At 55.4% G+C, this 26,206-nt stretch carries 26 protein-coding genes and 1 riboswitch; of the genes, 12 read left to right on the forward strand and 14 right to left on the reverse strand.

What is annotated here, in order from left to right:
• Nucleotides 1-9: 9 nt before the first annotated feature.
• Nucleotides 10-861 (forward strand): class II fructose-bisphosphate aldolase, encoded by an 852-nt coding sequence (locus C1N64_RS20645; protein ID WP_033739812.1) that lies wholly within the window; start codon nt 10-12, stop codon nt 859-861.
• An 86-nt stretch (nt 862-947) separates the two neighbouring features.
• Entirely contained in the window at nt 948-1,808 is an 861-nt protein-coding gene (locus tag C1N64_RS20650; RefSeq protein WP_006118185.1) for a ketose-bisphosphate aldolase, read from the forward strand.
• A 287-nt stretch (nt 1,809-2,095) separates the two neighbouring features.
• Here C1N64_RS20650 and C1N64_RS20655 read toward each other — a convergent pair whose 3' ends face one another.
• Entirely contained in the window at nt 2,096-2,845 is a 750-nt protein-coding gene (locus tag C1N64_RS20655) for a transporter substrate-binding domain-containing protein (RefSeq protein ID WP_394515167.1), read from the reverse strand.
• Between the two features lie 177 nt (nt 2,846-3,022).
• Here C1N64_RS20655 and C1N64_RS20660 point away from each other — a divergent pair, with 177 nt between their 5' ends.
• Nucleotides 3,023-3,604, forward strand: coding sequence for an NAD(P)H-dependent oxidoreductase (locus tag C1N64_RS20660; protein ID WP_033739814.1), 582 nt, complete (start codon nt 3,023-3,025; stop codon nt 3,602-3,604).
• Between the two features lie 31 nt (nt 3,605-3,635).
• The gene (locus tag C1N64_RS20665; RefSeq protein ID WP_033739815.1) at nt 3,636-3,944 is read left to right on the forward strand and encodes a putative quinol monooxygenase; all 309 of its coding nucleotides are present in this window, start codon (nt 3,636-3,638) and stop codon (nt 3,942-3,944) included.
• Nucleotides 3,945-4,008: 64 nt separating this feature from the next.
• On the opposite strand, the gene parE is transcribed toward C1N64_RS20665, so the two are convergent.
• Genes parE through nudF form a run of 5 tightly spaced genes read right to left on the reverse strand, consistent with a single transcriptional unit; the run spans nt 4,009 to nt 8,465 of the window.
• Nucleotides 4,009-5,904 (reverse strand): DNA topoisomerase IV subunit B, encoded by a 1,896-nt coding sequence (parE, locus tag C1N64_RS20670; RefSeq protein ID WP_006118187.1) that lies wholly within the window; start codon nt 5,902-5,904, stop codon nt 4,009-4,011.
• A 48-nt stretch (nt 5,905-5,952) separates the two neighbouring features.
• Nucleotides 5,953-6,534, reverse strand: a complete 582-nt coding sequence (gene yqiA, locus C1N64_RS20675) for an esterase YqiA (protein ID WP_033739817.1) — start codon at nt 6,532-6,534, stop codon at nt 5,953-5,955.
• A 3-nt stretch (nt 6,535-6,537) separates the two neighbouring features.
• Nucleotides 6,538-7,365, reverse strand: coding sequence for a 3',5'-cyclic-AMP phosphodiesterase (gene cpdA, locus C1N64_RS20680; RefSeq protein WP_006118190.1), 828 nt, complete (start codon nt 7,363-7,365; stop codon nt 6,538-6,540).
• 42 nt (nt 7,366-7,407) lie between these two features.
• Nucleotides 7,408-7,833 (reverse strand): DUF1249 family protein, encoded by a 426-nt coding sequence (locus tag C1N64_RS20685; RefSeq protein WP_006118191.1) that lies wholly within the window; start codon nt 7,831-7,833, stop codon nt 7,408-7,410.
• A complete protein-coding gene (gene nudF / locus C1N64_RS20690) occupies nt 7,830-8,465 on the reverse strand; it encodes an ADP-ribose diphosphatase (RefSeq protein WP_033739821.1) in 636 nt (211 codons plus the stop codon). Before nudF ends, C1N64_RS20685 begins: the two co-directional genes overlap by 4 nt.
• 211 nt (nt 8,466-8,676) lie before the next feature.
• On the opposite strand from nudF, the gene tolC reads away from it, so the two are divergent.
• From tolC to C1N64_RS20705, 3 genes are all read left to right on the forward strand, one after another.
• Entirely contained in the window at nt 8,677-10,149 is a 1,473-nt protein-coding gene (tolC, locus tag C1N64_RS20695; RefSeq protein WP_006118193.1) for an outer membrane channel protein TolC, read from the forward strand.
• 142 nt (nt 10,150-10,291) lie between these two features.
• Nucleotides 10,292-10,960, forward strand: coding sequence for a DUF1190 family protein (locus C1N64_RS20700; protein WP_033739822.1), 669 nt, complete (start codon nt 10,292-10,294; stop codon nt 10,958-10,960).
• An 8-nt stretch (nt 10,961-10,968) separates the two neighbouring features.
• Nucleotides 10,969-12,129 carry a glutathionylspermidine synthase family protein gene (locus C1N64_RS20705; RefSeq protein WP_006118195.1) on the forward strand — a complete coding sequence of 387 codons (1,161 nt, stop codon included), beginning with the start codon at nt 10,969-10,971 and terminating at the stop codon, nt 12,127-12,129.
• A gap of 40 nt (nt 12,130-12,169) precedes the next feature.
• On the opposite strand, the gene ygiD is transcribed toward C1N64_RS20705, so the two are convergent.
• Nucleotides 12,170-12,952, reverse strand: a complete 783-nt coding sequence (ygiD, locus tag C1N64_RS20710; protein ID WP_205953679.1) for a 4,5-DOPA-extradiol-dioxygenase — start codon at nt 12,950-12,952, stop codon at nt 12,170-12,172.
• A 182-nt stretch (nt 12,953-13,134) separates the two neighbouring features.
• The gene (ribB, locus tag C1N64_RS20715; RefSeq protein ID WP_006118197.1) at nt 13,135-13,791 is read right to left on the reverse strand and encodes a 3,4-dihydroxy-2-butanone-4-phosphate synthase; all 657 of its coding nucleotides are present in this window, start codon (nt 13,789-13,791) and stop codon (nt 13,135-13,137) included.
• Nucleotides 13,792-13,901: 110 nt separating this feature from the next.
• A riboswitch (FMN riboswitch) is annotated at nt 13,902-14,050 on the reverse strand.
• Nucleotides 14,051-14,221: 171 nt separating this feature from the next.
• Between ribB and C1N64_RS20720 the strand changes: the two genes are divergently transcribed.
• A complete protein-coding gene (locus C1N64_RS20720; protein ID WP_006118198.1) occupies nt 14,222-14,560 on the forward strand; it encodes a ubiquinone biosynthesis accessory factor UbiK in 339 nt (112 codons plus the stop codon).
• Between the two features lie 38 nt (nt 14,561-14,598).
• Here C1N64_RS20720 and hldE read toward each other — a convergent pair whose 3' ends face one another.
• From hldE to C1N64_RS20735, 3 genes are all read right to left on the reverse strand, one after another.
• Nucleotides 14,599-16,023, reverse strand: a complete 1,425-nt coding sequence (gene hldE / locus C1N64_RS20725) for a bifunctional D-glycero-beta-D-manno-heptose-7-phosphate kinase/D-glycero-beta-D-manno-heptose 1-phosphate adenylyltransferase HldE (RefSeq protein ID WP_033739825.1) — start codon at nt 16,021-16,023, stop codon at nt 14,599-14,601.
• A gap of 61 nt (nt 16,024-16,084) precedes the next feature.
• Nucleotides 16,085-18,937: a bifunctional [glutamate--ammonia ligase]-adenylyl-L-tyrosine phosphorylase/[glutamate--ammonia-ligase] adenylyltransferase gene (glnE, locus tag C1N64_RS20730; RefSeq protein ID WP_367143637.1), complete on the reverse strand. Its 2,853-nt coding sequence runs from the start codon at nt 18,935-18,937 to the stop codon at nt 16,085-16,087.
• Nucleotides 18,938-18,966: 29 nt separating this feature from the next.
• Nucleotides 18,967-20,277, reverse strand: a complete 1,311-nt coding sequence (locus C1N64_RS20735) for a CYTH domain-containing protein (RefSeq protein ID WP_058708788.1) — start codon at nt 20,275-20,277, stop codon at nt 18,967-18,969.
• A 264-nt stretch (nt 20,278-20,541) separates the two neighbouring features.
• Here C1N64_RS20735 and C1N64_RS20740 point away from each other — a divergent pair, with 264 nt between their 5' ends.
• Entirely contained in the window at nt 20,542-21,162 is a 621-nt protein-coding gene (locus C1N64_RS20740) for a TIGR04211 family SH3 domain-containing protein (protein WP_006118202.1), read from the forward strand.
• A 159-nt stretch (nt 21,163-21,321) separates the two neighbouring features.
• A complete protein-coding gene (locus tag C1N64_RS20745) occupies nt 21,322-22,539 on the forward strand; it encodes a multifunctional CCA addition/repair protein (RefSeq protein WP_039342118.1) in 1,218 nt (405 codons plus the stop codon).
• Between the two features lie 28 nt (nt 22,540-22,567).
• On the opposite strand, the gene bacA is transcribed toward C1N64_RS20745, so the two are convergent.
• Nucleotides 22,568-23,386: an undecaprenyl-diphosphate phosphatase gene (gene bacA, locus C1N64_RS20750; protein ID WP_054633121.1), complete on the reverse strand. Its 819-nt coding sequence runs from the start codon at nt 23,384-23,386 to the stop codon at nt 22,568-22,570.
• A gap of 193 nt (nt 23,387-23,579) precedes the next feature.
• Nucleotides 23,580-23,939: a bifunctional dihydroneopterin aldolase/7,8-dihydroneopterin epimerase gene (folB, locus tag C1N64_RS20755; protein WP_006118205.1), complete on the reverse strand. Its 360-nt coding sequence runs from the start codon at nt 23,937-23,939 to the stop codon at nt 23,580-23,582.
• 108 nt (nt 23,940-24,047) lie between these two features.
• Between folB and plsY the strand changes: the two genes are divergently transcribed.
• The gene (gene plsY / locus C1N64_RS20760; RefSeq protein ID WP_039342115.1) at nt 24,048-24,647 is read left to right on the forward strand and encodes a glycerol-3-phosphate 1-O-acyltransferase PlsY; all 600 of its coding nucleotides are present in this window, start codon (nt 24,048-24,050) and stop codon (nt 24,645-24,647) included.
• A 34-nt stretch (nt 24,648-24,681) separates the two neighbouring features.
• Here plsY and tsaD read toward each other — a convergent pair whose 3' ends face one another.
• On the reverse strand, nt 24,682-25,695 hold the full coding sequence (gene tsaD / locus C1N64_RS20765; protein WP_006118207.1) for a tRNA (adenosine(37)-N6)-threonylcarbamoyltransferase complex transferase subunit TsaD: 1,014 nt from the start codon (nt 25,693-25,695) through the stop codon (nt 24,682-24,684).
• Nucleotides 25,696-25,973: 278 nt separating this feature from the next.
• On the opposite strand from tsaD, the gene rpsU reads away from it, so the two are divergent.
• Nucleotides 25,974-26,189, forward strand: coding sequence for a 30S ribosomal protein S21 (gene rpsU, locus C1N64_RS20770; RefSeq protein WP_001144069.1), 216 nt, complete (start codon nt 25,974-25,976; stop codon nt 26,187-26,189).
• Nucleotides 26,190-26,206 lie beyond the last annotated feature (17 nt).

Below are 26,206 nucleotides of genomic sequence, written 5' to 3' on the forward strand. Positions count from 1 at the left end.
GGAGTGAGTATGTACGCGGCAATGAACGACCTGATAAGCCAGGCTGCGCAGAAAAAATATGCCGTTCTGGCCATCAACTGCTTCAACCTGGAAAGTGCCCGGGCGGCGGTTAAGGCGGCGGAGCAGCAGCGTGCGCCCCTGATACTGAATGTGTATCAAGGCCATAGCCGTCATTTTCCGCCAGCCATCGCGGTGCCGCTGGTGCAGGCGCTGGCGGCGGAGGCCAGCGTACCAATCGCGCTGGCGCTCGATCATGGCAAGGCCTTTCCGCTGATTGGCCAGGCCTTTCGCGCAGGCTTTACCGGGCTGATGATCGATGCTTCGGCGGAGCCGCTGGCCGAAAACATTCGTCAGACGGCCCGCGTGGTCGACATGGCCCACACCGCCGGGGTTTGCGTCGAAGGCGAACTGGGCCATATCGCCGATGCGCCCACCTACGCGCTGGCCGACGCGGCGGTCAAAATGACCCAGGTGGCGGATGTCCTGCCGTTTCTTGAGCAGACCCATATCGATCTGCTCGCGGTTTCGGTTGGCACCGCGCATGGGCTTTATCCCGCTGGGGTGCAGCCGACAATCGATTTCCAGCGTCTGGCAGACCTGCACGCGGCCTCATCGCGCCCGCTGGCGCTTCACGGCGGCAGTGGCACGCCAGCGGACGATATTCGGCGCGTCAGTCAGCACGGCGTCGCCAAGATTAACGTTGGCGCGGCGGTATTTGAAGCCGGTAAACAGGCGCTGCACCAGGCGCTTAAACACCCTCCCACCACCGAACTGCCGGACTTACTCGCCCTGATGGAGTCCGCCTGTTGTGAAGTCGTCAGTGACTATCTGAGCTGGTCTGGCTCCGCCCGCCAGGCCTGATGGCTTTCTGCTGTAACCCGGTGCGCGTCTCTGAACGTCAGCGCAGGGCAACCCTTTGTCATAAAACAAGCTGAGGAAGATTTAACATGTTGATTTCCATGAAAGAGATGTTAAGACCCACCCGTCAACATCGCTTTGCGATTGGCGCCTTCAATGTCGCTGACAGCTGTTTTATCCGCGCGGTCGTGGAAGAAGCCGAAGCCACTCAAACCCCGGCCATTATCTCGATTCATCCCAGTGAACTGGAATTCGTCACCGATGCATTTTTTGGCTATGTGCGGGAGCGCACACTGAAAAGCAGCGTGCCGTTTACGCTGCACCTGGATCACGGTGCATCGGTGGCCCATGTGCTGCGCGCTATTCAATGCGGTTTCACGTCGGTGATGATTGACGGTTCCCTGCTGCCTTATGAAGAAAACGTGGCGCTGACGAAAGAGGTGGTGAAGCTGGCCCATGCGGTGGGCGTGTCGGTTGAGGGCGAACTGGGGACGATTGGCGATACCGGGACGACCGTGGAAGGCGGCGTGAGCAAAGTGATCTATACCGACCCGGCTCAGGCCGAAGACTTTGTGCAGCGAACCGGCGTGGATACCTTAGCGGTCGCCATCGGCACCGCGCATGGTATCTATCCCAAAGATATGAAACCGGAGTTGCAAATGCATATCCTGCGCGACATTTCACAGCGCGTTTCCATTCCACTGGTGCTGCATGGCGGCTCGGCGAATCCCGATGCCGAAGTGGCCGAGGCGGTGACGCTGGGCGTGGGTAAAATCAACATCTCCAGCGACATGAAATATGCCTATTTCCAGAAGGTGCGTGAAGTGTTAACCCGTGAAACCTGGTGGGATCCGAACGTAATTTATCCCGAAGCGATTGAGGCGGCAAAAGCGGTCATTCGCTACAAGATGAATTTGTTTGGTGGGCTGGGTAAAGCGTCGTTGTATTGAGCATCTTCGCTTTTTTGATTCAGATAACCGCACCGTGGCGTTTCAAAGCCATCTGACAGAAAGTCGGAGCAGGCAATCCGTAGCGCTGAACAGAACGATAAAGCCAGGATTTGCCTGCAGGACGCGGGCAAAAGACGGAGCCGGTACAGGCTGTATCGTCTCCGTCGGTCCGTCAGGCTGAAGCGCGACGTGAAGGCAACCGCGACAGCGGCGTGAGGACGCCCGCTCAGAAACCCTGTCGGATGGCGTGTGCACCGCTGCAAAAAAACTGAGCGCACAAAACATGATTACTTCATCACGCCCATCCACTGCTGCGCAATCTTCGCATATTCTCCCGTGGCCGTGCTCAGGTGTAGCCACTGATCGACATACTGTTTCCAGCTCATATCATCACGCGGAAGCATATAGGCCTTCTCGCCATACTGAAGCGGTTTATCCGGATTGAGTGCGCACAGGGAAGGGAAGCGTTTTTGCTGATACAGCGCCTCTGAGGCATCGGTAATCATCACATCGGCTTTGTTATCCACCAACTGCTGGAAAATGGTGACGTTATCGTGAAACAGCGTTAACGCCGCCTGAGGAAGATAACTGTGCACAAAGGCTTCGTTCGTCCCGCCCGCGGGTTCGATTAACCGGACGCCGGGTTTATTTAGCTGGTCAACCGTCTGATACTTCGTTTTATCCGCGCAGCGCACCAGCGGAATTTTGCCGTCCACGCCAAGCGGCTGAGCAAACCAGGCGGTTTGCTGGCGCTTCAGCGTAACCGATACGCCACCCAGTGCGATATCACACTGTTTCGCTAAAAAGTCCTGCATCAGGGTTTTCCAGGTGGTAGGTACCCATTGCACTTTTGCTCCCAGTGACGCCGCCAGCGACTCCGCCATGCTGATATCCAGCCCTTCATAGTGGCCATCGGGTTTCAGAAAGCTGTAGGGCTTGTAGTCCCCGGTCGTACAGACTTTCAGGGTTTTGGTATAGAGCACGCTGTCCAGACGTGACTGGGCCTGAGCACCGCCAGCCACCAGCAGTAAAGTCATTATGAGTGTTTTCTTCATCATTCTTTTTTTTTTCGGATGTGAGTTTGCGCCGTTATGGTGACATAACCTTACGGGTTATTGCGCTAATCGCAAAAGTGTTGTGATCATTCTCGCATTTTTCTCCCGCGCGTCGCGGCCTAAGCTACTCCCTATAAACGCATACGGGAGACACGCTTAATGAGCAACATTTTAATTATCGATGGTGGTAAAACTTTCGCCCATTCTAAAGGTGAACTGAATCATACGCTGACCGACGTGGCCGCCAGCCAGTTGCGCGATCTGGGTCATGAGGTGACCGTTACCGTCGCCGACAGTGACTATGTTGTGGCAGATGAGATCCAAAAATATCTCGACAGCGATGTCGTGATTTATCAGATGCCAGGCTGGTGGATGGGCGAACCCTGGACCGTGAAACGTTATATTGACGAAGTCTTTACGGAAGGCCACGGCAAGCTGTATGCCAGTGATGGTCGCACACGTTCAGACAGCGAGAAAAAATACGGTTCTGGCGGCTTGCTTCAGGGCAAAAAATATATGCTTTCCCTGACCTGGAATGCTCCGCTGGAAGCCTTTACCGATCCTGAGCAATTCTTCGAAGGCGTCGGCGTGGATGGCCTGTACCTGCATTTTCACAAGGCTAATCAGTTCCTTGGAATGGAAGCCTTACCGACGTTCATCTGTAACGACGTGATCAAGCAGCCTGATGTGCCGCGGGATATTGCTCGTTATCGGGCGCATCTCAGCGAAATTTTTGCTTAAATAGACTTTCCCCCCGAAAGAGGAAACGTGAATGTTAACCGTCGTTGCTGAAATTTGTGTGAAGCCAGGCTACCGTCAGAAAGTACTGGAGGCGTTTCATCAGGTGATTCCGACCGTGCTGGAAGAAGAAGGCTGCCATCAGTACAGCGCGCTGGTCGATCATCAGGCGCAGGTGCCGTGGAAACACAACTCACCCGATTCGATTTTCATGCTGGAGCAGTGGGAAACCCTGCGTCATCTCGACCAGCATCAGCAAATGCCGCATATGGAAGCCCATCGCGCTGCCATTAAAGAATACGTGACAGACGTAAAAATTCTGGTGCTGGAACCCGGCCAGTAATTTCTGCAACGCTGACACGAAAAGCCCCGGTACAGGCCGGGGCTTTTTGCAGCGGGTAACCGACTCAGACTTCGATATCGGCCTTGTCGCCTTTTTCCTGTAACCAGTTGCGGCGATCTTCAGAACGCTTCTTCGCCAGCAGCATGTCCATCGTCCGCAGCGTCTGCTCAATATCGTCGTCACTGACGGTAAGCTGAACCAGACGGCGGGTATTCGGATCGAGCGTGGTTTCACGTAACTGAAGCGGGTTCATTTCACCCAGACCTTTAAAGCGCTGAACGTTCGGTTTGCCCTTCTTACGCTTTAACTGCTCCAGTACGCCCTCTTTCTCGTCTTCATCCAGCGCGTAATACACTTCTTTGCCCAGATCGATACGATAAAGCGGCGGCATCGCTACATAAACGTGGCCGTTTTTCACCAGCGTGCGGAAGTGCTTCACGAACAGCGCGCAGAGCAGCGTGGCAATGTGCAGCCCATCTGAGTCGGCATCGGCGAGAATACAGATCTTACCGTAGCGCAGCTGCGTCAGATCTTCGCTGTCGGGATCGATACCGATCGCCACAGAGATATCGTGCACCTCTTGTGAGGCCAGCACTTCATCCGACGAGACTTCCCAGGTGTTCAGGATCTTGCCTTTAAGCGGCATGATCGCCTGGTATTCGCGGTCGCGTGCCTGCTTGGCTGAACCGCCCGCCGAATCCCCTTCCACCAGGAACAGTTCGGTTTTATTCAGATCCTGTGCTGTACAGTCTGCCAGTTTTCCGGGCAACGCCGGGCCGCTGGTCAGCTTTTTACGCACGACCTTCTTCGCCGCGCGCATCCGGCGCTGGGCGCTGGAAATCGCCAGCTCTGCCAGCTGTTCTGCCGCCTGCACGTTCTGGTTCAGCCACAGGCTGAAGGCATCTTTGACCACGGCTGACACGAAGGCGGCGCACTGGCGTGAAGATAAGCGCTCTTTGGTTTGACCGGCAAACTGTGGATCCTGCATTTTCACCGACAGCACATAGGCACAGCGATCCCAGATATCCTCGGCGGACAGCTTCACGCCACGCGGCAGGATATTGCGGTATTCGCAAAACTCACGCATGGCGTCCAGCAGGCCCTGGCGCAGACCATTAACGTGTGTCCCACCCTGCATGGTCGGGATCAGGTTCACATAGCTTTCGGTCAACAGCTCACCGCCTTCCGGCAGCCACAGTAACGCCCAGTCCACCGCTTCGATATCGCCTGCAAAGGCACCCACAAACGGTTTTTCCGGCAGCGTCGGCAGGCCGTTTACGGCTTCACACAGATAATCTGTCAGGCCATCTTCGTAACACCAGCGCTGCTCGGTATTGTTGAGCTTGTCTTTAAAGACGATTTCGACACCCGGACACAACACGGCTTTCGCTTTCAGCAGGTGAGATAAGCGGGAAACCGAGAAACGCGGGCTGTCAAAGAAGTGTTCGTCCGGCCAGAAATGGACGCTGGTGCCGGTGTTGCGTTTGGCAACCGTGCCGGTGACGGTCAGATCCTGCACCTTTTCACCATTTTCAAAGGCGATAGTGTAGATCTCGCCGTTACGGCGCACATTCACTTCAACGCGTTTGGACAGGGCATTAACCACCGAAATCCCGACGCCGTGCAGGCCACCGGAAAACTGGTAGTTTTTATTGGAAAATTTACCGCCCGCGTGCAGCCGGCACAAAATGAGTTCAACAGCCGGAACGCCTTCTTCCGGGTGGATGTCCACCGGCATGCCGCGCCCGTCGTCGATGACTTCCAGCGACTGATCGGCATGCAAAATCACCTCTACCCGTTTGGCATGGCCCGCCAGTGCCTCATCGACGCTGTTATCAATGACTTCCTGACCCAGGTGGTTAGGGCGCGTCGTATCGGTATACATTCCCGGGCGACGGCGAACCGGCTCAAGGCCAGTCAGGACCTCAATGTCACCCGCATTATAGCTTGATTGACTCATGGTAACTGTCTGATTAGATGAAGAAAATGGTTGCGATTTCCACGTTGCTCAAGCGTGATTCAGGCCCAGAAAGTCCAGAATTTGCGGGAAATGGCGCTCGAATCCAGTAAATGCATGATTTCCGCCCTCTTCAACCGTATGACGGCACGCGCTGTAATAGTCGAGTGCCTGGCGGTAGTCGAGCACTTCATCGCCGGTTTGTTGCAGCAACCACAATAAATCAGGCGCTTCCAGCGGATCAACTTGCATCACTTTCAGATCGTAAATGTGGCGAGACTCTAACACATATTGCTGACCGGTGTAGGGATTCTGATTTTCACCCAAAAAATCCACCAGCAACTCAAACGGGCGAACGGCGGGATTGACCACCACCGCCGGCAGCATAAAACATTGTGACAGCCAGGTGGCGTAGTAGCCGCCCAGCGAAGAACCGACGAGGCCCAGCTGTCGTCCGCTGTGGCTGAGCACAATATCTTCCAGCATAGCTGCCGCATCCGCAGGAAACGTGGGCAACTGCGGCACAATCATCTCAATATCGGGATGATGCTGGCTCAGCCACTGTTTAAACAACGTCGCTTTTGCTGAACGCGGTGAGCTGTTAAAGCCGTGCAGATAAAGCAGCGCCTTCATCCGTTAATATCCTTCAGCATCCAGATCGGGGCGAAAAGCCTGTGTGGTGAGTCGGTTGACTTCGGTCTCAAGCTGACCGTCATTGTGCAGCGTAAACCAGCGCCAGCCGGGCGCAACGGTATCGATGGTAAAGCTGGTACAGTGCGGTTTGAACTGCACGCAGGTCGACGGCGTTGCCAGCACACGGCGGCCCTGCCAGGGTACATCCATTTCCTGATGAATATGGCCGCAGACCAGCGTTTTTGCCAGCGGATAGTGCTGCAACACGGCGTCTAACTGATGCGGATTGCGCAGGCTGTGTTGATCAAGCCAGGTGCAGCCCGACGCTAAAGGATGATGGTGCAACAGCACCAGCGTATGGCGCTGCGGATAACGGGCAAGCGTGGTATTCAGCCACTCAAGCTGGTAGTCACTTAACATGCCATGGGGCACGCCGAAGACCTGGCTGTCCAGCAGAACAACCTGCCAGTGCTCGCCTAACAGCACATGCTTGTGCGCGTTAATGCCGGCCTCTGCCAGCGTATCGACCATCGCAGGTTGAAAATCATGATTCCCCGGCAGCCAGACGCAAGGTTTAGGCAGGCGCGAAATGCCCTCAACAAAATGCTGATAGGCTTCGACTGAGTGATCCTGAGAGAGATCGCCGGTGGCAACGATAAGATCATAATCACGCTGCTGCGCGATGATCGCATCCAGTACCGCGTCATAACTGGCCCAGGTATTCACCCCCAGCAGGGATTCGTGTTTTCCTGCGAACAAATGCGTGTCCGTTACTTGCAGAATCCGAACCTCAGATTCTGTTGTCGCAGGAAGAGTTAGCAGGCTATCCAAAGCGTTTCCTTCGTCTCTACGCCATTCAGTGCATTATACGCATCAGCAAACCGGTACTGCCATCGCGCCGTGCGTCAGGCAATAACGTAACCAGTCAGCAAGAAACTGATTGATTTGATGCTTCTCATCACGCTGATTCATTTTTTTATTCGGATAATCATAACGTGCTTTGAACCGATAGATCTGCTGTGTCGAACACACTTCAGCCACCATCGCGTCATGATACAGCCTGACAGACATTGACGGCAGGCTCCAGTAACTTACGGCTGGGGCCGTCTGACGGATATCGACCAGGGTAGTATAACGCGTTGATTCTTCAACGGTTACCTGGTAGCGGGCGCCACTCACCTGATAGATCACCGATGCGCCTGCTGCGTCATCACGTGGTAGCAGACGACGTAACTGGGCGAAATTGGTTTCGCACAGCCTCATCATCTCGGGGAAATCAGGGATATAGCGCTGTTTCATTTTTGCGTCCACTCTTCTCGAAGTTTTTTATGGTGCAGTGCCAGCCATTGCAAGGCGATGACAGATGCCGCGTTATCAATAATCCCCTGTTCCACCCAGTGGTAAGCCTGTTCACGACTGACCACATGGACAAGAATATCCTCATTCTCTTCCTCCAGACCATGGCATCCTTTTGCCTGGCTGGCATCCACTTCTCCGACCATTACCGATAACCGTTCGCTGGTGCCGCCGGGGCTGGCCAGGTAGTTCAGCACCGGTTTGACCCGGCCAACCGTCAGATCCGCTTCTTCGACGGCCTCACGGCGTACCACCTGCTCCGGGGTTTCACCCGGTTCAATAATGCCTGCCACCATTTCCAGCAGCCAGGGCGTGGGACTGCAATCGAAAGCCGGGATGCGGATCTGTTCAATCAGCACCACTTCATCACGGACGGGATCATAAGGTAGCAGCACAGCGGCATGACCGCGCTCAAAAACTTCACGCGTCACTTCCCGGCTCATTTGGCCATTAAACAACCGATGACGAAAGCGATAACGCACAATGGAAAAAAAACCCTCGTACGCGGTTTCTCGTGCAATAATTTCTACATCATTTTTTGTGAAAGTCACAGGTGATGTTTTATTGTCCTTCATCATTAAGTTCCTTATGCAGATTGGGATAACACAGATAAAACACAAGCCCAGATGCCATCCAAAGGGTTATTACTGAGTTATTTACCTGAAACACACAAATATGGCACGTTCAGCCACCTTATCTCACAGTTGCCCTCTGCTAGAATCTGCGATAATTTTTGGCTTACAGGCGGCACAGTCACTGCGATTTGCTGCAACAAAAGGAATGCAAATGAAAAAACTGCTCCCATTTTTTATTGGGCTGAGCCTGGGCGGTTTCAGCTTCGCCAGCCAGGCGGAAAACCTGCTTCAGGTTTACCAGCAAGCGCGTTTAAGCAACCCTGATCTGCGTAGCTCTGCGGCGACGCGTGATGCGGCGTTCGAGAAAATTAACGAAGCGCGCAGTCCTTTATTACCCCAACTGGGTTTGGGTGCAGACTATACCTACGCAAACGGCTACCGTGATAGTAGCGGTATTCACTCCAATACCACCAGTGGCTCGCTGCAATTGACGCAAACCATTTTCGATATGTCAAAATGGCGTGCGCTGACGCTGCAGGAAAAAGCAGCCGGTATTCAGGATGTGACCTACCAGGTCGCCCAGCAGGATCTGATTCTGAACACCGCGACGGCCTACTTCAATGTGCTGAAAGCCATTGATACGCTTTCTTACGTCGAAGCGCAGAAGATGTCGATTTATCGCGAACTGGATCAAACGACCCAGCGCTTCAACGTGGGCCTAGTCGCCATTACCGACGTGCAGAACGCCCGCGCGCAGTACGACAGTGTCCTGGCGAATGAAGTGACCGCGCGTAATGACCTGGACAACGCAGTGGAGTCTCTGCGTCAGATTACCGGTATGGATTACCTGGCGCTGGCGTCGCTGGATATTGATCGCTTCAAAACCACTAAACCTGAAGCGGTTAACTCGCTGCTTAAGCAGGCTGAAAGCCGCAACCTGAACCTGCTTTCTGCCCGTCTGAACCAGGACTTAGCCCGTGAGCAAATCCGTTCAGCGGAGGCGGGCCATTTACCGACGCTGGATCTGACCGCCTCGACTGGCCTGTCCAACAGCAAATACGGCGGAAGCCGTGCTGAGCAAAATGCCAGCTCGACAGATTCCATCACCGGCAACAACAAAGTGGGCCTGAGCTTTACCCTGCCGCTTTACAGCGGTGGCAGCGTGACCTCGCAGGTGAAACAGGCGCAATACAACTTTGTCAGCGCCAGTGAGCAGCTGGAAGCCGCGCACCGTTCAGCCGTGCAGACCGTGCGCTCGTCTTACAACAACGTCAATGCGTCAGCAAGTAGCATTGCCGCTTACAAACAAGCCGTGGTGTCCGCGCAAAGTTCATTAGACGCGATGGAAGCCGGTTACCAGGTGGGAACCCGTACCATCGTTGACGTGCTGAATGCGACATCAACGCTTTATAACGCTAAGCAGCAGTTGTCGGATGCGCGTTACAGCTATCTGATTAACCAGTTGAATATCAGCTATGCCCTGGGCACGCTGAACGAGCAGAGTTTGGGTGTGCTTAACAGTCAGTTAGGTAAAGAAATCTCAACCTCGCCGGAAACGGTTCAGCCACAAAATGTACAGCAGGTGCTGGGTGAAGATCACATCTCCACTTCCGAAACGGCACCAGCACCGGCCCCCGTACATAAGGCCGCACATAAGAGCAGCCGTAATCCGTTCAGTCACTAAGCCTGTTGCGGGCTGCTTTGCGGCCCGCCTCTCTGCAAAACGTATAACTACGTAAAGATCCCCGTCCTGCCTGGCCGTTAGCTTCATTTCTCACCACTCATCCCCTATTCTATGCACTACCTTTGGGCACAGGATATTTATAATGAAACGGACTAAAACGATCCGCTATGCCGCCTTTCGTAAGAGCTGGCAAGCAAGACACTTAACGCCTGTTGCTATCGCTGTTTCAGCGGTATTTATGCTGGCAGGTTGTGAGCAAAACGACGAAACCGTCACCCTTTATCAAAACGCGGACGACTGTTCAAAAGCCAATCCGGGACAAAGTGCGCAGTGCACCACCGCGTTTAACAACGCTAAAAAGGAAGCTGAACGCACCGCGCCAAAATACGCGACACGTGAAGACTGTGTCGCCGAATTTGGTGAAAACCAGTGCCAGCAGGCACCGGCACAGGCGGGCACAGGCAGTACGAATGCCGAAGCGCAGCAAAGTGGCAGCTTCTGGATGCCGTTAATGGCAGGCTACATGATGGGGCGCATGATGGGCGGTGGCGCGGGCTTTGCCCAGCAACCGTTGTTCTCACCGAAAACCCCCAACAGCCCGGCAAACGGTCAGTTCGTGGATGCCTCTGGCCGTAACTACGGTAATGCCACTCCAGGTAAGACCATGAACGTGCCCAAAACTGCCCTGGCGCCGAAACCGACCACCACCTCCACCATCACACGTGGTGGTTTTGGCGAAACGGTTGCGAAACAAAACGCGATGCAGCGCAGCAGTGCTTCCGGCACCTCCAGCCGTTCGCTGGGAGGCTAATACCGTTTATGCAACGAATCGCGATTTCTGAGCGCCCGGGCTGGCGGGAAAAAGCCACAGAGTTTGGTTTTCGTTTTCACACCATGCACGGTGAGCCCTACTGGTGCGAAGATGCTTACTACCAGTTTACCCTGGCGCAAATCGACTATCTGGAGGAGGTGACCGCCGAACTTCATCAGATGTGTCTGCAGGTGGTGGAAAAAGTGGTAAACAGTGAAGCCCTGCTTACCCGCTTCCGTATTCCAAAACATACCTGGGACTTCGTGCGTGACTCGTGGAATCAGCGTCAGCCTTCACTCTATTCCCGTCTCGATTTGGCGTGGGATGGCCGAGGCGATGCCAAACTGCTGGAAAACAACGCCGATACACCGACCTCGCTGTATGAAGCGGCGTTTTTCCAGTGGCTGTGGCTGGAAGACCAGCTGAATGCGGGCCAGTTGCCGCCTGGCAGCGACCAGTTTAACAGCCTGCAGGAAAAGCTTATCGATCGCTTCACGGTGCTGCATCAGCAGCACGGCTTTAACTGGCTGCACTTTGCCTGCTGCCGGGATACCGAGGAAGATCGCGGCACGGTGCAATACCTGCAGGACTGCGCCACGGAAGCCGGCTTACCCAGCGAATTTCTCTATATTGATGAGATAGGGCTGGGTGAGAAAGGCCAGTTTACTGACCCGCACGATCAGGTGATCAGTAATCTGTTTAAGCTTTACCCGTGGGAATTTATGCTGCGCGAAATGTTTTCGACCAAGCTGGCGGATGCGGGCGTGCGGTGGCTTGAACCCGCCTGGAAAAGCATTCTGTCAAACAAAGCGTTATTGCCAATGCTGTGGCAGATGTTTCCCAATCATCCCAACCTGCTGCCTGCCTGGTTTGCTGAAGACGACGTGCCGCCTATGGACAAGTATGTGGTCAAACCGCTGTTCTCCCGCGAAGGCGCTAACATTCGTATCGTGGAAAACGGCAAAGAGATCGCCCGGGTGGATGGTCCATACGGCGAAGAAGGCATGATTGTGCAGCAGTTCCATCCGCTGCCAAAATTTGGTGACAGTTATACGCTGATTGGCAGTTGGCTCATCGACGATCAACCGGCCGGGATTGGCCTGCGGGAAGATCGGGAGTTGATCACGCAGGATCTGTCGCGTTTCTATCCGCACGCCTTTATTGAATAGCCTTTTAGCTCCAGGCCAGTTCGCTGGCCTGTCTTACGCGTTAACCGACCTGTACCGACAACATACTGATTGCGCCCATCTCCATACCTTCCACCGGAACGGTCACAGGCTCATCTGCGTGACGGGAGCCCAGCACATACAGCAATGGCAGGAAGTGTTCCGGCGTCGGGTTGGATAAGGCCGCATCCGGATGCTGCATAAAACTCACCAACGGATGTGCATCCGCTTCGGCCTGCACCGCCAGATTGTCCCGCACGAAGTTATTGAACCCCGTCGCCCAACTGTAAGCTTCGCCGCCGCCCCAGAGAACTTTACGCAGGTTGTGCACCACGTTACCGCTGGCGACGATCATCACGCCGCGATCGCGCAGCGCAGACAGCTTTCTTCCCATCCCGTAATGCCAGGCGGCGGGCTTGCCGCTGTCGATACTGAGCTGGACGACCGGGATATCTGCGTCGGGATACATCTTAATCAGCACGCCCCACGAGCCATGATCCAATCCCCATGCGTGATCCAGATGAACCGGCACCGGGGATAACTGTTCCGCAATCTCTTCCGCCAGTGCGGGTGAGCCCGGCGCGGAATAACGGGTATCAAAAAGCGCCTGAGGAAAGCCGCCAAAATCGTGAATAGTGCGTGGATTGTCCATCGCCGTTACGGCAGTTCCCTGTGTGTACCAGTGAGCCGAAACCGCCAGAATCGCACGTGGCCGTGGCAGGATTTCACCGGCTTTACGCCAGGCAGCGGTATAGCGGTTTTCTTCTAAGGCATTCATTGGGCTGCCGTGTCCCAAAAACAGCGCCGGCATGCGAACCTGACTCATAGTGATCCTTGATGTGTTCATTCTGTGAACACCACGATACGCTTTTTACCGGCGTGATCACGCGGATAAGCATGATGTTCTCTGTCAGAAATTTTGAATAAAAATGGCAGGGACTGAGGAAGCGCACAGACAGGACAAGGCGAGACGATCAGGCCAGAGAACTGGCCTGATTAAGACGAAAACTAGCTGGCCTGACGCGTTTCGTGTTCGCGACGGTAGGCTACCAAATCTTCGATGGTGACGACGGGCATGGCGTGTTGTTTCGCGAACGCGATCACTTCCGGCGCATGCGCCATGGAACCGTCGTCGTTGGTCAGTTCACACAGAACGCCTGCGGGCTTGAAGCCTGCCAGCGTCACCAGATCGATAGTGGCTTCGGTGTGGCCACCGCGCGTCAGAACGCCGCCATCATGGGCACGCAGCGGGAAGACGTGACCCGGACGGTTTAAATCTTCAGGTTTTGCGTCATCGGCAATCGCGGCACGGATAGTGGTAATACGATCCTGAGCAGATACGCCGGTGGTTACGCCTTTTGCCGCTTCAATCGTCACGGTGAAACCGGTGCCGTAGGCGCTGGTGTTGTTTTCCACCATCATCGGCAGCGCCAGTTGCTGGCGACGTTCTTCAGTCAGGCACAGACAAACGATACCGCTGCCGTGACGAATGGTTAACGCCATCTGCTCCACGGTCATGGTTTCCGCGGCGAAAATCATGTCACCTTCGTTTTCGCGATTCTCATCGTCGAGAACCATAACACCACGGCCTTCGCGTAAGGCTGCAATAGCACGTTCTACACGCTGTTTCGGCGTGCCAAATTCAGAAAGTAGAGTCTGATTCATGGTAATAAAACCTTATAAATGTGTTGGGTTACCAGAATCAGGGCAAGCTTAGGAGTGACGTCGTAAAGACGTAGCAATGACGCAAAACAGACATAATGCCTGACAGATGTCGTTACCCTCTCCCATCCGGACTTTAACCGTCGGCCCCGGAATTACACCGGATCTGCTGACCTTCACCATTACAGCGAAGCGCTCGCGGGCTTTCAGCCTGGGCTGATTTACCGCCGGTGGGGAATTTCGCCCCGCCCTGAGAATAAGCGTTTTAACTATAACGTTTCCCCGTCAGGGCAGCAATCCACAAAGCCATTATTGCTTTAGCTTTTTTTGCGCTATGGATTTCAGGTTTAACCTTTTCAATTCAGGCATTACACTTAAGTGACTCTAGCGTTGGTAAAATGCTGCCACAGCAACCCGTAACCAGGAAATCATCATGATCGACACGAAAAAAATTGAACAAATTGCCCGTCAGGTTCATGACGCGCTGCCGAAGGGAGTTCGTGAATTTGGCGATGATGTTGAAAAGAAAATACGGCAGACTCTGCAGGCCCAGCTGACCCGCATGGATCTGGTCAACCGTGAAGAGTTTGATGTACAGACTCAGGTTTTACTGCGTACGCGGGAAAAACTGGCGGCGCTGGAACAACGTCTGGCCCAGCTGGAAAGCAAAGGAACCGGGACCGCATCGTCTGCACCCGCGGTGCCCACCACGCCAGGCCCGGCACCGGCGATTGTCCCGGCGGCGAACCCTGCGGATAAATCCGGCGAGTGATGCTGGCTGGCGGGAGCGCAGGCTCCCGCCATCACGACTCAGTTGCCGCGAATGGTTTTAATGATATTGGTGGTTGAAATGCCATCTTCAAAGTTCAGCACCCGCACGTCACCGCCATTCGCCCAGACTTCCTTACTGCCTGCAATGTCTTCTGGCTTGTAATCCCCGCCTTTCACCAGTAAATCCGGTAATATGCTGGCGATCAAACGCTGCGGCGTATCTTCTTCAAACAGCACGACCCAGTCTACGGCTTCCAGCGCACCCAGCACGATCATCCGGTTTTCCTGCGGATTCACCGGACGGCTGTCGCCTTTAAGACGTTTCGTCGACGCATCGCTGTTTACCGCCACAATCAGGCGATCGCCCAGTTTACGGGCGTTTGCGAGGTAGGAAACATGACCGGCATGCAGAATGTCGAAGACGCCATTGGTCATGACCACTTTTTCGCCGCGCTGACGGGCCATAGCGACGGCCTCTTTCAGTTCAGCTTCGGTCATGATGCCAAACCCGCGCTCCGGACGGGCATGAATGGCGTTTTCGAGCTCCACGATGCTGACGGTTGAGGTTCCCAGTTTACCCACCACCACACCGGCTGCCGCGTTGGCCAGGAAACAGGCTTCTTCCAGCGAATCCCCCGCCGCCAGAGCAGCAGCAAGCACACCAATCACCGTATCCCCGGCGCCGGTAACGTCAAACACTTCCTGTGCCTGCGTGGGCAAGTGCAGCGGCGCTTTCCCCGGCTGTAGCAGCGACATGCCATTCTCAGAACGCGTGACCAGCAGCGCGGAAAGGTCGCAATCGGCAATCAGTTTCATGCCGCGTTCAACAATTTCCTGCTCCGTCCTGCATTTACCGACAACAGCTTCAAATTCCGACAGGTTGGGCGTCAGCAGCGTCGCGCCGCGATAGCGGGCAAAATCGGTGCCTTTCGGATCGATCAGGACAGGCACACTGGCTTCACGCGCCAGAGTGATCATCTGCTGAACACTGTCGAGCGCCCCTTTGCCGTAATCCGACAGCACCACCGCGCCACTGCTGGCCAGCGACTGGCGCATTTTTTCGTGCATCGGTGCGGCATCAACCTGCTCAAAACCTTCTTCAAAATCCAGGCGGATAAGCTGCTGGTTGCGGGACAGCACACGCAGTTTGGTGATCGTCGGATGGCTTTTTAACGTGACAAAATCGCAGTCAACACGAACGTCCTTCAGCGTTTTACTCAGGACCTGAGCCGCATCGTCCTCACCGGTCAGCCCGATCAACCGTGAACCGGCACCCAGCGCAGCAATATTCATCGCCACGTTAGCGGCGCCGCCAGGGCGTTCTTCAACGGTCTCCACTTTCACCACCGGCACCGGGGCTTCAGGGGAAATACGGCTGGTAGGGCCATACCAGTAACGATCCAACATGACATCGCCAACGACCAGTACCGAAGCCTGGCCGAACGCGGGCAGAGTAACTTTCATTCCAGACACTCCAGACTGCATTCAAAATAGTGCGCGGATGATAGCACAGTTGCTATCAGCATCACGCCGTGAGAGATTCTGATGACTGCAACCACCGCTGCCAGCTGGCGTTGACCGACGCTCTTTCCTGCGCAAAGGCATCCGGTTCGACGTGTCCCGGCAGCGCCTGCAGCGCCAGATGGTGCAAGGCATCGCGCAGCGTGACATAGGCATGGGTTAACGCCGCCGCTTCGTCGTCTGCCATTTTTTGATGGTTTGCCATCAGTTCAAAGATCCGCACATTGTCCGACCAGCGCGTTAAGGCAGGCTCTGCTGCGGCATAGCGCAGTACCAGATATTGGGCAATAAACTCGATATCGGTAATGCCGCCTTCGTCGGTTTTGATCTCCCAGCGCCCTTTATGCTTATTGCTCAGATGCGCGCGCATTTTATCACGCATCTCCCTGACCTCGGTTTGCAACGCCGCCGGTTCACGGGGCAGGCAGAGAATCGCCCGGCGAATGGCGTTGAAACGTTCGCTCAGGGCGGGCTCACCGAAGACAACCCGGGCACGCACCAGCGCCTGATGTTCCCATGTCCAGGCTTCGTTACGTTGATAGTCATCAAAAGCATCGAACGTGCTGACCAGCATGCCCGCCGCACCGGAAGGACGCAGGCGCGCATCCACTTCGTACAAAATCCCGGACGAGGTGCGGGTGCTAAACAGGTGCATGATGCGCTGGGCCAGCCGCAGATAAAACTGTCGGCCGTCAATGCTGCGTTCGCCCTGGGTCACCGCGTCCAGCGGGCAGTCGTGCAGAAAAACCAGATCAAGATCGGAGCTGTAACCCAGTTCCCATCCACCCAGCTTGCCATAGCCCAGCACGGTAAAGCCCCGCTCGTGCTCCTGCACCAGATGCGAAGGCCGACCGTAACGCTGCACCATCATATTCCAGGCCTGTTGCACCACCGATTCAATGATGGCTTCGGCCAGCCAGGTTAAGTGATCGCTCACTTTCATCACCGGCAACGTCCCTGCAATGTCGGCTGCCGCGATGCGTAACATCTGCGCCTGTTTAAACTGGCGTAACGCTTCAAGCTGTTGCTCTTCATCATCGGCGGGAATGCGCATCAGGTACTGGCGCAGTTCATCACGATAGGCATCCGTCGCGGTGGGCTGATACAGCGTGGCGGGATCGAGAAGCTCATCCAGCAGCAGCGGATAATGCGCCAGCTGGCTTGCCACCATCGGCGAGGCTGCACACAGACGGATCAAGTGCCGCAGGGCTCCGTGATATTCCGTCAGTAGCTCCAGATAGGTACTGCGCGTCAGCACGCTGAGCAGCAGCGGTGCCAGCCGGCTAAAGGTGACGGCCGCATCGCTGCGCAGACAGACTTCGCTCAGCAGGCGCGGCATCAGCTGATCCAGTGCCTGACGGCCGCGCGGACCAATGGAACGGCGGCTGATATCCTGACGAAACGCTTCCAGTGACTGATTGAGCGCCTGACAGTGTTCCGCGTCCAGTTGAGGAACCAGCGGGGCCAGCTCGCTGTCTTCCAGACTGTCCTGCCAGAGCATATTAAAATCGGCCAGCTCCGGTTGATCGCCAACATCCGGCGAATCTTCACCAATCAGCTCGTCAAAGATTGCCCGCACGGCGGCCATGTGCGTATCCAGTTTTGCGCTAAGTTCTGACCAGTCCTGACACTGCATCGCCCAGGCCATTCGGGCGCGGTGCAGGGCATCTTCCGGCAGCGTTTGCGTTTGTTCATCGGCCAGGCTTTGCAGCAGGTTTTCCAGCCGCCGCAAAAACAGGTAGGCCTCGCGCAGCGCAGCAACCTGCTCCGGTGGCAGTAAGCCCAGGGATTCAATGGCGGAAAGCGTGGGCAGCAAGGCTCTGAGCTGAAGCGAGCGCTCACGTCCACCGCGAATCAGTTGAAAGACCTGGACGATAAACTCCGTTTCGCGGATGCCGCCCGCCCCCAGCTTAATGTTATTTTTCAGGCCACGGCGGCGCACTTCACGTGAGATCATCGCCTTCATGTTACGTAACGACTGAATCACGCTGAAATCAATATAGCGGCGATAGACAAACGGCCGCAGCATCTGCTGCAACTCCTGGCTCCAGCGATCCTGATCATCGCCCATCAGTCGGGCTTTCACCATGGCATAGCGTTCCCAGTCACGCCCCTGCTCCTGGTAATAATCTTCCAGCGCGGCAAAGCTCATCACCAGCGGCCCACTGTCGCCAAAGGGCCGTAAACGCATATCCACCCGGTAAACAAACCCGTCCGCGGTGGGCTGATCGAGCACCTTGATCAGGCGCTGCCCCATACGGGTAAAAAATTGCGCATTGTCGAGTTCACGCCGACCGCCACGGGTACTGCCGTTCTCGGGCCAGACAAAAATTAAATCGATATCAGAAGAGAAATTCAGCTCGCCGCCGCCCAGTTTTCCCATGCCCAGGATCAGCAGCGGCTGAGGCTCACCCGCGGCATTACACGGCGTGCCAAACTCACGACAGCAGTCCTGATAAACCCAGTCACGCGCCGCACTGATCAGGACCTCCGCCAGTACACTCAGCTGTTGCAACGTCTGTTCTGTGCTGGCGTGATGCAGGCACTGCATCCAGGCAATGCGCACCAGCATCCGACGCCGAAACAGGCGCAGCACGCGCATCAGACTGGCTTCGCTGTCTGCCGCCGCCATGTCACCACTCAGCCACTGCGCATAGTGCCGCCACTCTTCAGGCTGAGGCGAGCGGTCAGCGATCGCCTGCCACCAGTCCGGGTTCTGCTGCAGGTTGTCGAGCACGAAATCGCTGAAGGCCAGACCGGCAAGCTGCTCTTCCGTAAGAGCAGAACCGGTAAGACCTGACTGTTCGACCGCCCGCTCGGCCTGAGTACGCAATACGGTAGGTAAGGCTGGCAACATGTTCTCTCCCTGATAGCGTGCTGTTAGATTCAGCGCGGCGAGCCGCTGGTTAACCAGAACGGCGGTTGTTTCATTGCCTGCGCGGTTAAGCCGTCTAAGCTGACGTGCTGCTTTTCGTGTATGGCGCGCTGTAGCTGCTGCCACGGGGCCAGCCAGCGCTCTACCGCGTCCGGCGAGTAAGCGCCTGCCAGCAAATGAACGGCCAGTAATTGTCGATCGAGACGCGTGGCTTTGTCCTGATATTCATTCGCCTGATGAATGGTGGCAAAGGTTTCTTTCAGATCGGCATTAATGCGGCCCAGCATGATATCGCCGAAGCGCTTGAAGGAACCTTGCAGCTTGGCTTGCCCCTTCTGATCAATCCACGGCGTCCATTGTGCCTCAGCCAGCCAGTGAGTAAGTGCTAACTGGGTTTCTACGGAGCGAGTAGAGAAGCAGAAGCTGTCTGCATCCACGTCTTCATTCAGCAGCGTTTCTTCCAGCGTCGTCAGCTTCTGACGCAGATCGCTACTGGCCTTACGCGGCACTAACGCACCAAAGAGCGCAAAGGCCTGGCGCAGCACGTCCAGCGCTTCACGTACTGATTCCCGTGCGCGCTTATTGCCCCGTAACCACACTTCTTCATGATATTGCCAGTGCTCCAGGCCAGCGGCCATTGCCGCCACCATGCCAGCTTCCACCGTCGCCTTCGGTCCGGCTTTCAAAAGCGGAAAAGCACGTAATTCACGTGGAAGGTTACCTTTCGCCAGCTGATAGCCGCGTGCCGCTTTGCTCAGGCTGCCCATACGCAGGTCGCCCACGGCAATCAGCTGCTGCGCAAAAGCCAGCATATCGCTGCGCTCACCGCTTTTTAACTCCAGTTCGACTTCTGACAGCGCTTCCTGATGCTCACCGGCCGCGACCTCGCCTTTATCGAACGCGATTTCCACTTCGCTCTTACCTGCCGTCACCAGCCAGATTTCACGGTCAAAATGCGTGCTGAACAGCGGGTTCAGGCGCTGCTGCAAGGCCGCGATATCCGTTCCCTCTGGCCAGATGTCGGCGGGCAGACGGCTGATATCCAGCGTAGGTTCCGTCAGGTCAACGTTGTATTCGCCGCGCTGATGTAAACCGCCCAGCGTACTGCCGGCCGTTTTCAGCGTCATTTCGTAACGCTGGTCCACGCCGCGAATACGTAAGCCCATGTTCCACCGTCGTAACTGGTTATCGTCGGTTTCAAAATAGATATTGGTCAGCTGGCGCGCTGCCTGATGCTGATGCGGAAAAGCCGCCAGCCTCTCTGCCAGTTTCCCGGCAGCGTTGGGTTTTGCAATGAACTTAAGCTCAATCTCAATGGTCATATTTTTTTATTCACTACGTCGCTGGCACTTGAGGATATATTCCCTGCCCGTTTAAGGTTATCTTCTGCTGCATCCACTGAGCCGAAGATGCGGGTTTTCAGGCGAAGAGTAATGCACAGAAGCCTTGCTGTCTCTGGTTTCTTTCTGCTTTCGCTCGCCTTTTCGCACTGTTATGAGACCAGGATAGTTCTCATTCAGATTTATGCGAAGCCTCTACAGACTGTGCCGGTAAATTATCTTTATTTTTAAACAAAACGAAATCGAATGAAAAAAATCACACTTGCTGGAATCACTTTGCTGGCCCTCAGCGCCCTTACACCTGCTCATGCCGATCAAAAACGCTATGTTTCTGACGAATTATCCACCTGGGTTCGCAGCGGCCCCGGCGACCAGTTTCGCCTGCTCGGTAAGCTGAACGCGGGTGAACAGGTCGAACTGCTACAAACCAATGACGCCACCAAATATGGCCAGGTGCGCGATGCGGAAGGCCGCACCGTCTGGATTCCCCTGTCGCAGTTGAGTGAAAATCCCAGCCTGCGCACCCGGGTGCCTCAGTTAGAACAACAGGTTAAAGACCTGACGGCTAAGTTAGCGAACATTGACAACAGCTGGAACCAGCGCACGGCCGAGATGCAGAATAAAGTGGCCAGCAGCGACAGCGTCATCAATGGGCTGAAAGAGCAAAATCAGAAGCTGAAGAACGAACTGATCGTGGCCCAGAAGAAGGTCAATGCCGCTAACGTTCAGCTGGATGACAAACAGCGCACGATCATCATGCAGTGGTTTATGTACGGTGGCGGCGTGCTCGGCGTGGGCCTGCTGCTGGGTCTATTGCTGCCGCATATGGTGCCGCGTCGCAAGAAAAACGATCGCTGGATGAACTAACCTTTTCCACCGCTCGCTGCAAAAGGGGATCGTAAGATGCCCTTTTTGGCCTGTCTGCAATATGTCGAATTTGTGTAACAATAAGGGTTGTGCCCGTCTGAATTCAGGTGCAGGACGCCCGCAGACGCGCAGGTCGCTTATTTATCTCTGGAGTGGTGCGTGAAGACGTTTCTTGTTGGCGGTGCGGTACGTGATGCGTTGTTGAAATTGCCGGTTAAAGACAAAGACTGGGTGGTCGTGGGCGCAACGCCAGAAAGCATGCTGGAACAGGGCTATCAGCAGGTGGGCCGCGATTTTCCGGTATTTCTGCATCCTGACAGCCGCGAAGAATATGCACTGGCGCGCACCGAACGCAAAAACGGCAAAGGCTATACCGGTTTTACCACCTGGTCGGCCCCGGACGTCACGCTGGAGCAGGATTTACAACGCCGCGATCTGACGATCAACGCTATCGCCCGCGATGAAAACGGCACGCTCTATGATCCCTACCAGGGGCAACAGGATATTGCTGACCGACTGCTGCGCCACGTTTCAGAAGCCTTTAGTGAAGATCCGCTGCGCGTGCTGCGCGTGGCGCGGTTTGCTGCGCGCTTTGCCCACCTTAACTTTCGCATTGCCGATGAAACCCAGGCGCTGATGCGGCAAATGGTGGAGAGCGGCGAGCTGGCCGATCTTACCGCTGAGCGCGTGTGGAAAGAGACCGAAAAAGCGCTGTCCTCGCATAATCCTCAGGTCTATTTTCAGGTGCTGCGTGACTGCGGTGCTCTGAAGGTGCTGTTCCCGGAAATCGATAACCTTTATGGCATCCCCGCCCCCGCCAGATGGCATCCTGAAATTGACACGGGCGTGCATACGCTGATGGCATTGACGCTGTCCGCCGCCTTAAGTGAGGCCATTGATGTACGTTTTGCCACGCTGTTTCACGATGTAGGCAAAGCGTTAACGCCCGTTGAAAAGTGGCCCAGCCATCGCGGTCATGGCCCCGCCGGTGTGCCGCTGGTTGCCGCACTCTGTGAGCGTTTGCGCGTGCCGAATGCCATTCGCGATTTAGCCCTGCTGGTAACCGAATTCCACGACACGATGCATACCATTGAGCAGTTGCCTTCTGAGGCGATTGTGGCGTTATTTGACCGTCTCGACGCCTGGCGTAAGCCTGAACGCGTGCATCAACTGGCGCTGTGTAGCGAAGCCGATGCCCGTGGGCGCGGTGGGCTCGCCAGCATGCCGTATCCACAGGGTGACTATCTGCGACGCGCATTTGCGCGGGCGCAGGCCGTGTCATCGAAAGCGGTGGTTGAGGCTGGCTTTAAAGGGAGTGCGGTGCGGGAAGAGCTGACGCGGCGCCGCATCGACGCCGTTGCCGAAGGCAGAGGTTAACGCGGCCAGTGACCTGGCCGCGTTGGGTTTACGTGAACAGCATGTAAACCGCAGCCGCTACGATAAAGCGGTAGACCGCAAACGATACGAAAGAGATGCGTTTGATCAGCTCCAGGAACACTTTGATCGCAATCATCGCGACGACAAAGGCAGTGATAAAACCCACTGCAAACATCGGGAAGTCGGCCATGCTCAGGAAGCCCAGGCTCTTGTACAGATCCAGCCCGGTCGCCCCCATCATCATCGGTACGGCGAGGATAAAGGAGAACTCGGACGCCGCATAGCGACTCACGCCCATCAGCATTCCGCCTGAAATCGTGGCACCTGAACGCGAGAAGCCCGGCCACAGCGCCAGACACTGGAAGCAGCCGATCATAAACGCCTGACGATAGGTAATGTCATCCACGCCAACGGATTTTGGCTGTTTTGGCTTCAGGAATTCCGCCGCTAACAGCAGCAAACCGCCGACCACCAGCGCATACATAACATTTATCGGATTAAACAGCGTTTTAATTTGATCGTGTAAGACCAGCCCTATCACGACAGCAGGAATCATGCCCAGCAGGATATGAATCAGCGTTAAGCGACCGGTTCCTGTCCCTTCGTGTTTGACTTCGCCAAAGTGAATGCCGATCAGGCCAAACAAACGCCGCCAAAACATCACGACTACCGCCAGAATGGAGCCTAGCTGAATCACGACTTCAAAGGTTTCGGCTTTGTCACCCTCAAAGCCAAGCAAATGCCCCACTATAATCATGTGCCCGGTGGAAGAGACCGGTAAAAACTCGGTCAGCCCTTCTACCACGCCCAGGATTGCAGCTACCCACAGCTGATGAATATCTGCCATCAATGTATTTCCTCTGTCCGTTTTAAAACCATGAAAAAGGCGCTAGCAGTCGCGCTATCGCCTTGAATCTTATCTGTCCAGCCTGAATATAACATTAAGCTCGCTTGCCATTGAGTTTGTTATAACGAAACGGCACCTGCTGAGACAGACCATAATTTGGTTTGGTTTCATTGTGATGGCAATCACATCATCACTATTTAGGAATAGTCCCGCGCTCAATTCGCACGCCAACCTGCGCGGCCTGCGCTACAGCGCCCGGTTTTGCTACCTTTATACGCACACCGGGCGAATTGAAACGGTTCATCAACAGATCCGCAATTTCTTCGGCAACGCGTTCGACCAGTGCAAAACGTCCGCCCGTCAGATGTGTCAGGATCGCCTCAGAGACGTCGGCGTAGCTCAGACAATCCTTAACATCGTCACTGGCGGCCGCCTGGCGGTTATCCCACGCCATTTCGATATCGATCACCAGCTTCTGCTGAATCCCCTGCTCCCAGTCGTAAACGCCAATTGTAGTGAAGACGGTGAGTTGTTCTATAAAGACGATATCCATGACGGTGCTCTCTGTTTTTGGCCAGGCCGGATACCACTTCCGGCAGATTGTGCGTATTATCCATAGTTGACGTGATCAAAACGACCCCAAAGGAAACGGGACGGTGTTATGAGTGCTTTCGCGCTTGGTATGATTATTTTCGCGTATCTGTGTGGGTCCATCTCCAGTGCGATTCTGGTATGCAAACTCGCCGGGCTACCCGATCCCCGCACCCACGGTTCAGGCAACCCGGGTGCCACCAATGTGCTGCGCCTTGGCGGCAAAGCGGCGGCAGCAACGGTGCTGGTATTCGATATTCTGAAAGGTATGGTGCCTGTCTGGCTGGCGTACCTGCTTCACGTGCCCCCGCTCTACCTGGGCTTAACCGCCATTGCCGCCTGTCTGGGCCATATTTATCCGGTGTTTTTCCGCTTCAGAGGCGGGAAAGGCGTGGCGACCGCGTTTGGTGCTATCGCGCCTATCGGCTGGGATCTGACCGGGCTGATGACCGGCACCTGGCTCTTGACCGTGCTGCTCAGCGGTTACTCATCGCTTGGGGCGATTGTCAGCGCCCTGATTGCGCCGTTCTATGTCTGGTGGTTTAAACCGCAGTTTACGTTCCCGGTTTCCATGCTCTCCTGCCTGATTTTGCTGCGACATCATGACAACATCCAACGTCTGTGGCGTCGTCAGGAAAATAAAATCTGGAAGCGCAAAAAGAAACAGTAAGCGTAAAAAAAGCCGGTTGACCGGCTTTTTTCTGTCAGATGGCAGGCAGTTCGGCCAGCGGCCAGCGCGGCCTGACGCTTACGCCCAGCTCTCCCCGCGTACCGCCTTTCAGACGCACCATGCCCGCGTAGGCAATCATGGCACCGTTATCGGTGCAAAATTCAGGACGGGCATAAAATACCTCACCACCGCGCTTCTGCATCATGACCGCCATTTGCTCGCGCAGCGTACGGTTGGCACTTACGCCGCCCGCAATCACCAGCCGCTTAAAACCGGTTTCATCCAGGGCGCGTTTGCATTTGATGGCCAACGTATCCACCACCGCATCTTCAAACGCACGGGCGATGTCGGCACGGGTTTGCGCGTCATCGTCATGGCCACGAATGGTATTCGCCGCAAAGGTCTTCAGGCCCGAGAAACTGAAATCCAGCCCCGGACGATCGGTCATCGGACGCGGGAACGTGAAGCGTCCAGCCGTGCCCTGCTGCGCCATTTTCGACAGCATGGGACCGCCGGGATAATCCAGCCCCAGCAATTTGGCGGTTTTATCGAAGGCTTCGCCTGCGGCATCGTCAATTGACTCGCCCAGCAGTACATATTCACCAATGCCGGTAACGCTGATCAGCTGCGTGTGGCCGCCAGAAACCAGCAAGGCCACAAACGGGAAGGCGGGTGGATTGTCTTCCAGCATCGGCGCCAGCAGATGGCCTTCCATATGATGCACGGGCACCGCAGGCACCTTCCACGCAAAGGCCAGCGCGCGCCCAATCGTCGCGCCCACCAGCAACGCGCCGACCAGGCCCGGCCCCGCCGTATAGGCCACCGCATCAATCTGCTGCGGCGCTAAATCCGCCTGTTTCAGCGCCGCCTGAATCAGGGGCACCGTTTTACGTACGTGATCGCGCGAAGCCAGTTCCGGTACCACGCCGCCGTAATCGGCATGCAGTTTTACCTGGCTGTAGAGCTGGTTCGCGACTAAGCCAGCCTCGTCATCATAGATTGCGATGCCGGTTTCATCGCACGATGTTTCAATACCCAGAATTCGCATTGCTTCACCTCATTCTTGCGGCGCGCAGTTTAGCATAGCCACTGTGCAAAAAGAGGACTCAATCCACGCAAAAAGTCATTTTCTGCTGCCTAAAGAGTGCGCTATACTCCCGCCCCTGGAAAAAACCGGCAGCCGCACAGGCATACGCTCCTGTTGGTTCTTAATTATCCATGGTGCTTTACAAGCCGACGCGAGTTGGAGTAAAATGCTGCACCATTTTGAAATGTGCTGGCGCCGCAGTCAGCAGAAAAACCGAATTTTATTGAGGTGAGAGTTACATGCCGGTAATTAAAGTACGTGAAAACGAGCCGTTCGACGTAGCACTGCGTCGCTTTAAGCGTTCTTGCGAGAAAGCAGGCGTTCTGGCTGAAGTTCGTCGTCGTGAGTTTTATGAAAAACCAACGACCGAGCGTAAGCGCGCTAAAGCATCTGCAGTTAAGCGTCATGCCAAAAAACTGGCTCGCGAAAACGCACGCCGCACTCGTCTGTACTAATATCCCGGAGGTTCGCC

This window comes from Pantoea sp. SGAir0215 (assembly GCF_043543215.1).

Bases quoted from the DNA above. Each gene is read 5' to 3' on its own strand.
- C1N64_RS20645 (WP_033739812.1), top strand. From the start codon at position 10: ATGTACGCGGCAATGAACGACCTGATAAGCCAGGCTGCGCAGAAAAAA.
- C1N64_RS20650 (WP_006118185.1), top strand. From the start codon at position 948: ATGTTGATTTCCATGAAAGAGATGTTAAGACCCACCCGTCAACATCGC.
- C1N64_RS20655 (WP_394515167.1), bottom strand. From the start codon at position 2,845: ATGACTTTACTGCTGGTGGCTGGCGGTGCTCAGGCCCAGTCACGTCTG.
- C1N64_RS20660 (WP_033739814.1), top strand. From the start codon at position 3,023: ATGAGCAACATTTTAATTATCGATGGTGGTAAAACTTTCGCCCATTCT.
- C1N64_RS20665 (WP_033739815.1), top strand. From the start codon at position 3,636: ATGTTAACCGTCGTTGCTGAAATTTGTGTGAAGCCAGGCTACCGTCAG.
- parE (WP_006118187.1), bottom strand. From the start codon at position 5,904: ATGAGTCAATCAAGCTATAATGCGGGTGACATTGAGGTCCTGACTGGC.
- yqiA (WP_033739817.1), bottom strand. From the start codon at position 6,534: ATGAAGGCGCTGCTTTATCTGCACGGCTTTAACAGCTCACCGCGTTCA.
- C1N64_RS20685 (WP_006118191.1), bottom strand. From the start codon at position 7,833: ATGAAACAGCGCTATATCCCTGATTTCCCCGAGATGATGAGGCTGTGC.
- nudF (WP_033739821.1), bottom strand. From the start codon at position 8,465: ATGAAGGACAATAAAACATCACCTGTGACTTTCACAAAAAATGATGTA.
- tolC (WP_006118193.1), top strand. From the start codon at position 8,677: ATGAAAAAACTGCTCCCATTTTTTATTGGGCTGAGCCTGGGCGGTTTC.
- C1N64_RS20700 (WP_033739822.1), top strand. From the start codon at position 10,292: ATGAAACGGACTAAAACGATCCGCTATGCCGCCTTTCGTAAGAGCTGG.
- C1N64_RS20705 (WP_006118195.1), top strand. From the start codon at position 10,969: ATGCAACGAATCGCGATTTCTGAGCGCCCGGGCTGGCGGGAAAAAGCC.
- ygiD (WP_205953679.1), bottom strand. From the start codon at position 12,952: ATGAGTCAGGTTCGCATGCCGGCGCTGTTTTTGGGACACGGCAGCCCA.
- ribB (WP_006118197.1), bottom strand. From the start codon at position 13,791: ATGAATCAGACTCTACTTTCTGAATTTGGCACGCCGAAACAGCGTGTA.
- C1N64_RS20720 (WP_006118198.1), top strand. From the start codon at position 14,222: ATGATCGACACGAAAAAAATTGAACAAATTGCCCGTCAGGTTCATGAC.
- hldE (WP_033739825.1), bottom strand. From the start codon at position 16,023: ATGAAAGTTACTCTGCCCGCGTTCGGCCAGGCTTCGGTACTGGTCGTT.
- glnE (WP_367143637.1), bottom strand. From the start codon at position 18,937: ATGTTGCCAGCCTTACCTACCGTATTGCGTACTCAGGCCGAGCGGGCG.
- C1N64_RS20735 (WP_058708788.1), bottom strand. From the start codon at position 20,277: ATGACCATTGAGATTGAGCTTAAGTTCATTGCAAAACCCAACGCTGCC.
- C1N64_RS20740 (WP_006118202.1), top strand. From the start codon at position 20,542: ATGAAAAAAATCACACTTGCTGGAATCACTTTGCTGGCCCTCAGCGCC.
- bacA (WP_054633121.1), bottom strand. From the start codon at position 23,386: ATGGCAGATATTCATCAGCTGTGGGTAGCTGCAATCCTGGGCGTGGTA.
- folB (WP_006118205.1), bottom strand. From the start codon at position 23,939: ATGGATATCGTCTTTATAGAACAACTCACCGTCTTCACTACAATTGGC.
- plsY (WP_039342115.1), top strand. From the start codon at position 24,048: ATGAGTGCTTTCGCGCTTGGTATGATTATTTTCGCGTATCTGTGTGGG.
- tsaD (WP_006118207.1), bottom strand. From the start codon at position 25,695: ATGCGAATTCTGGGTATTGAAACATCGTGCGATGAAACCGGCATCGCA.
- rpsU (WP_001144069.1), top strand. From the start codon at position 25,974: ATGCCGGTAATTAAAGTACGTGAAAACGAGCCGTTCGACGTAGCACTG.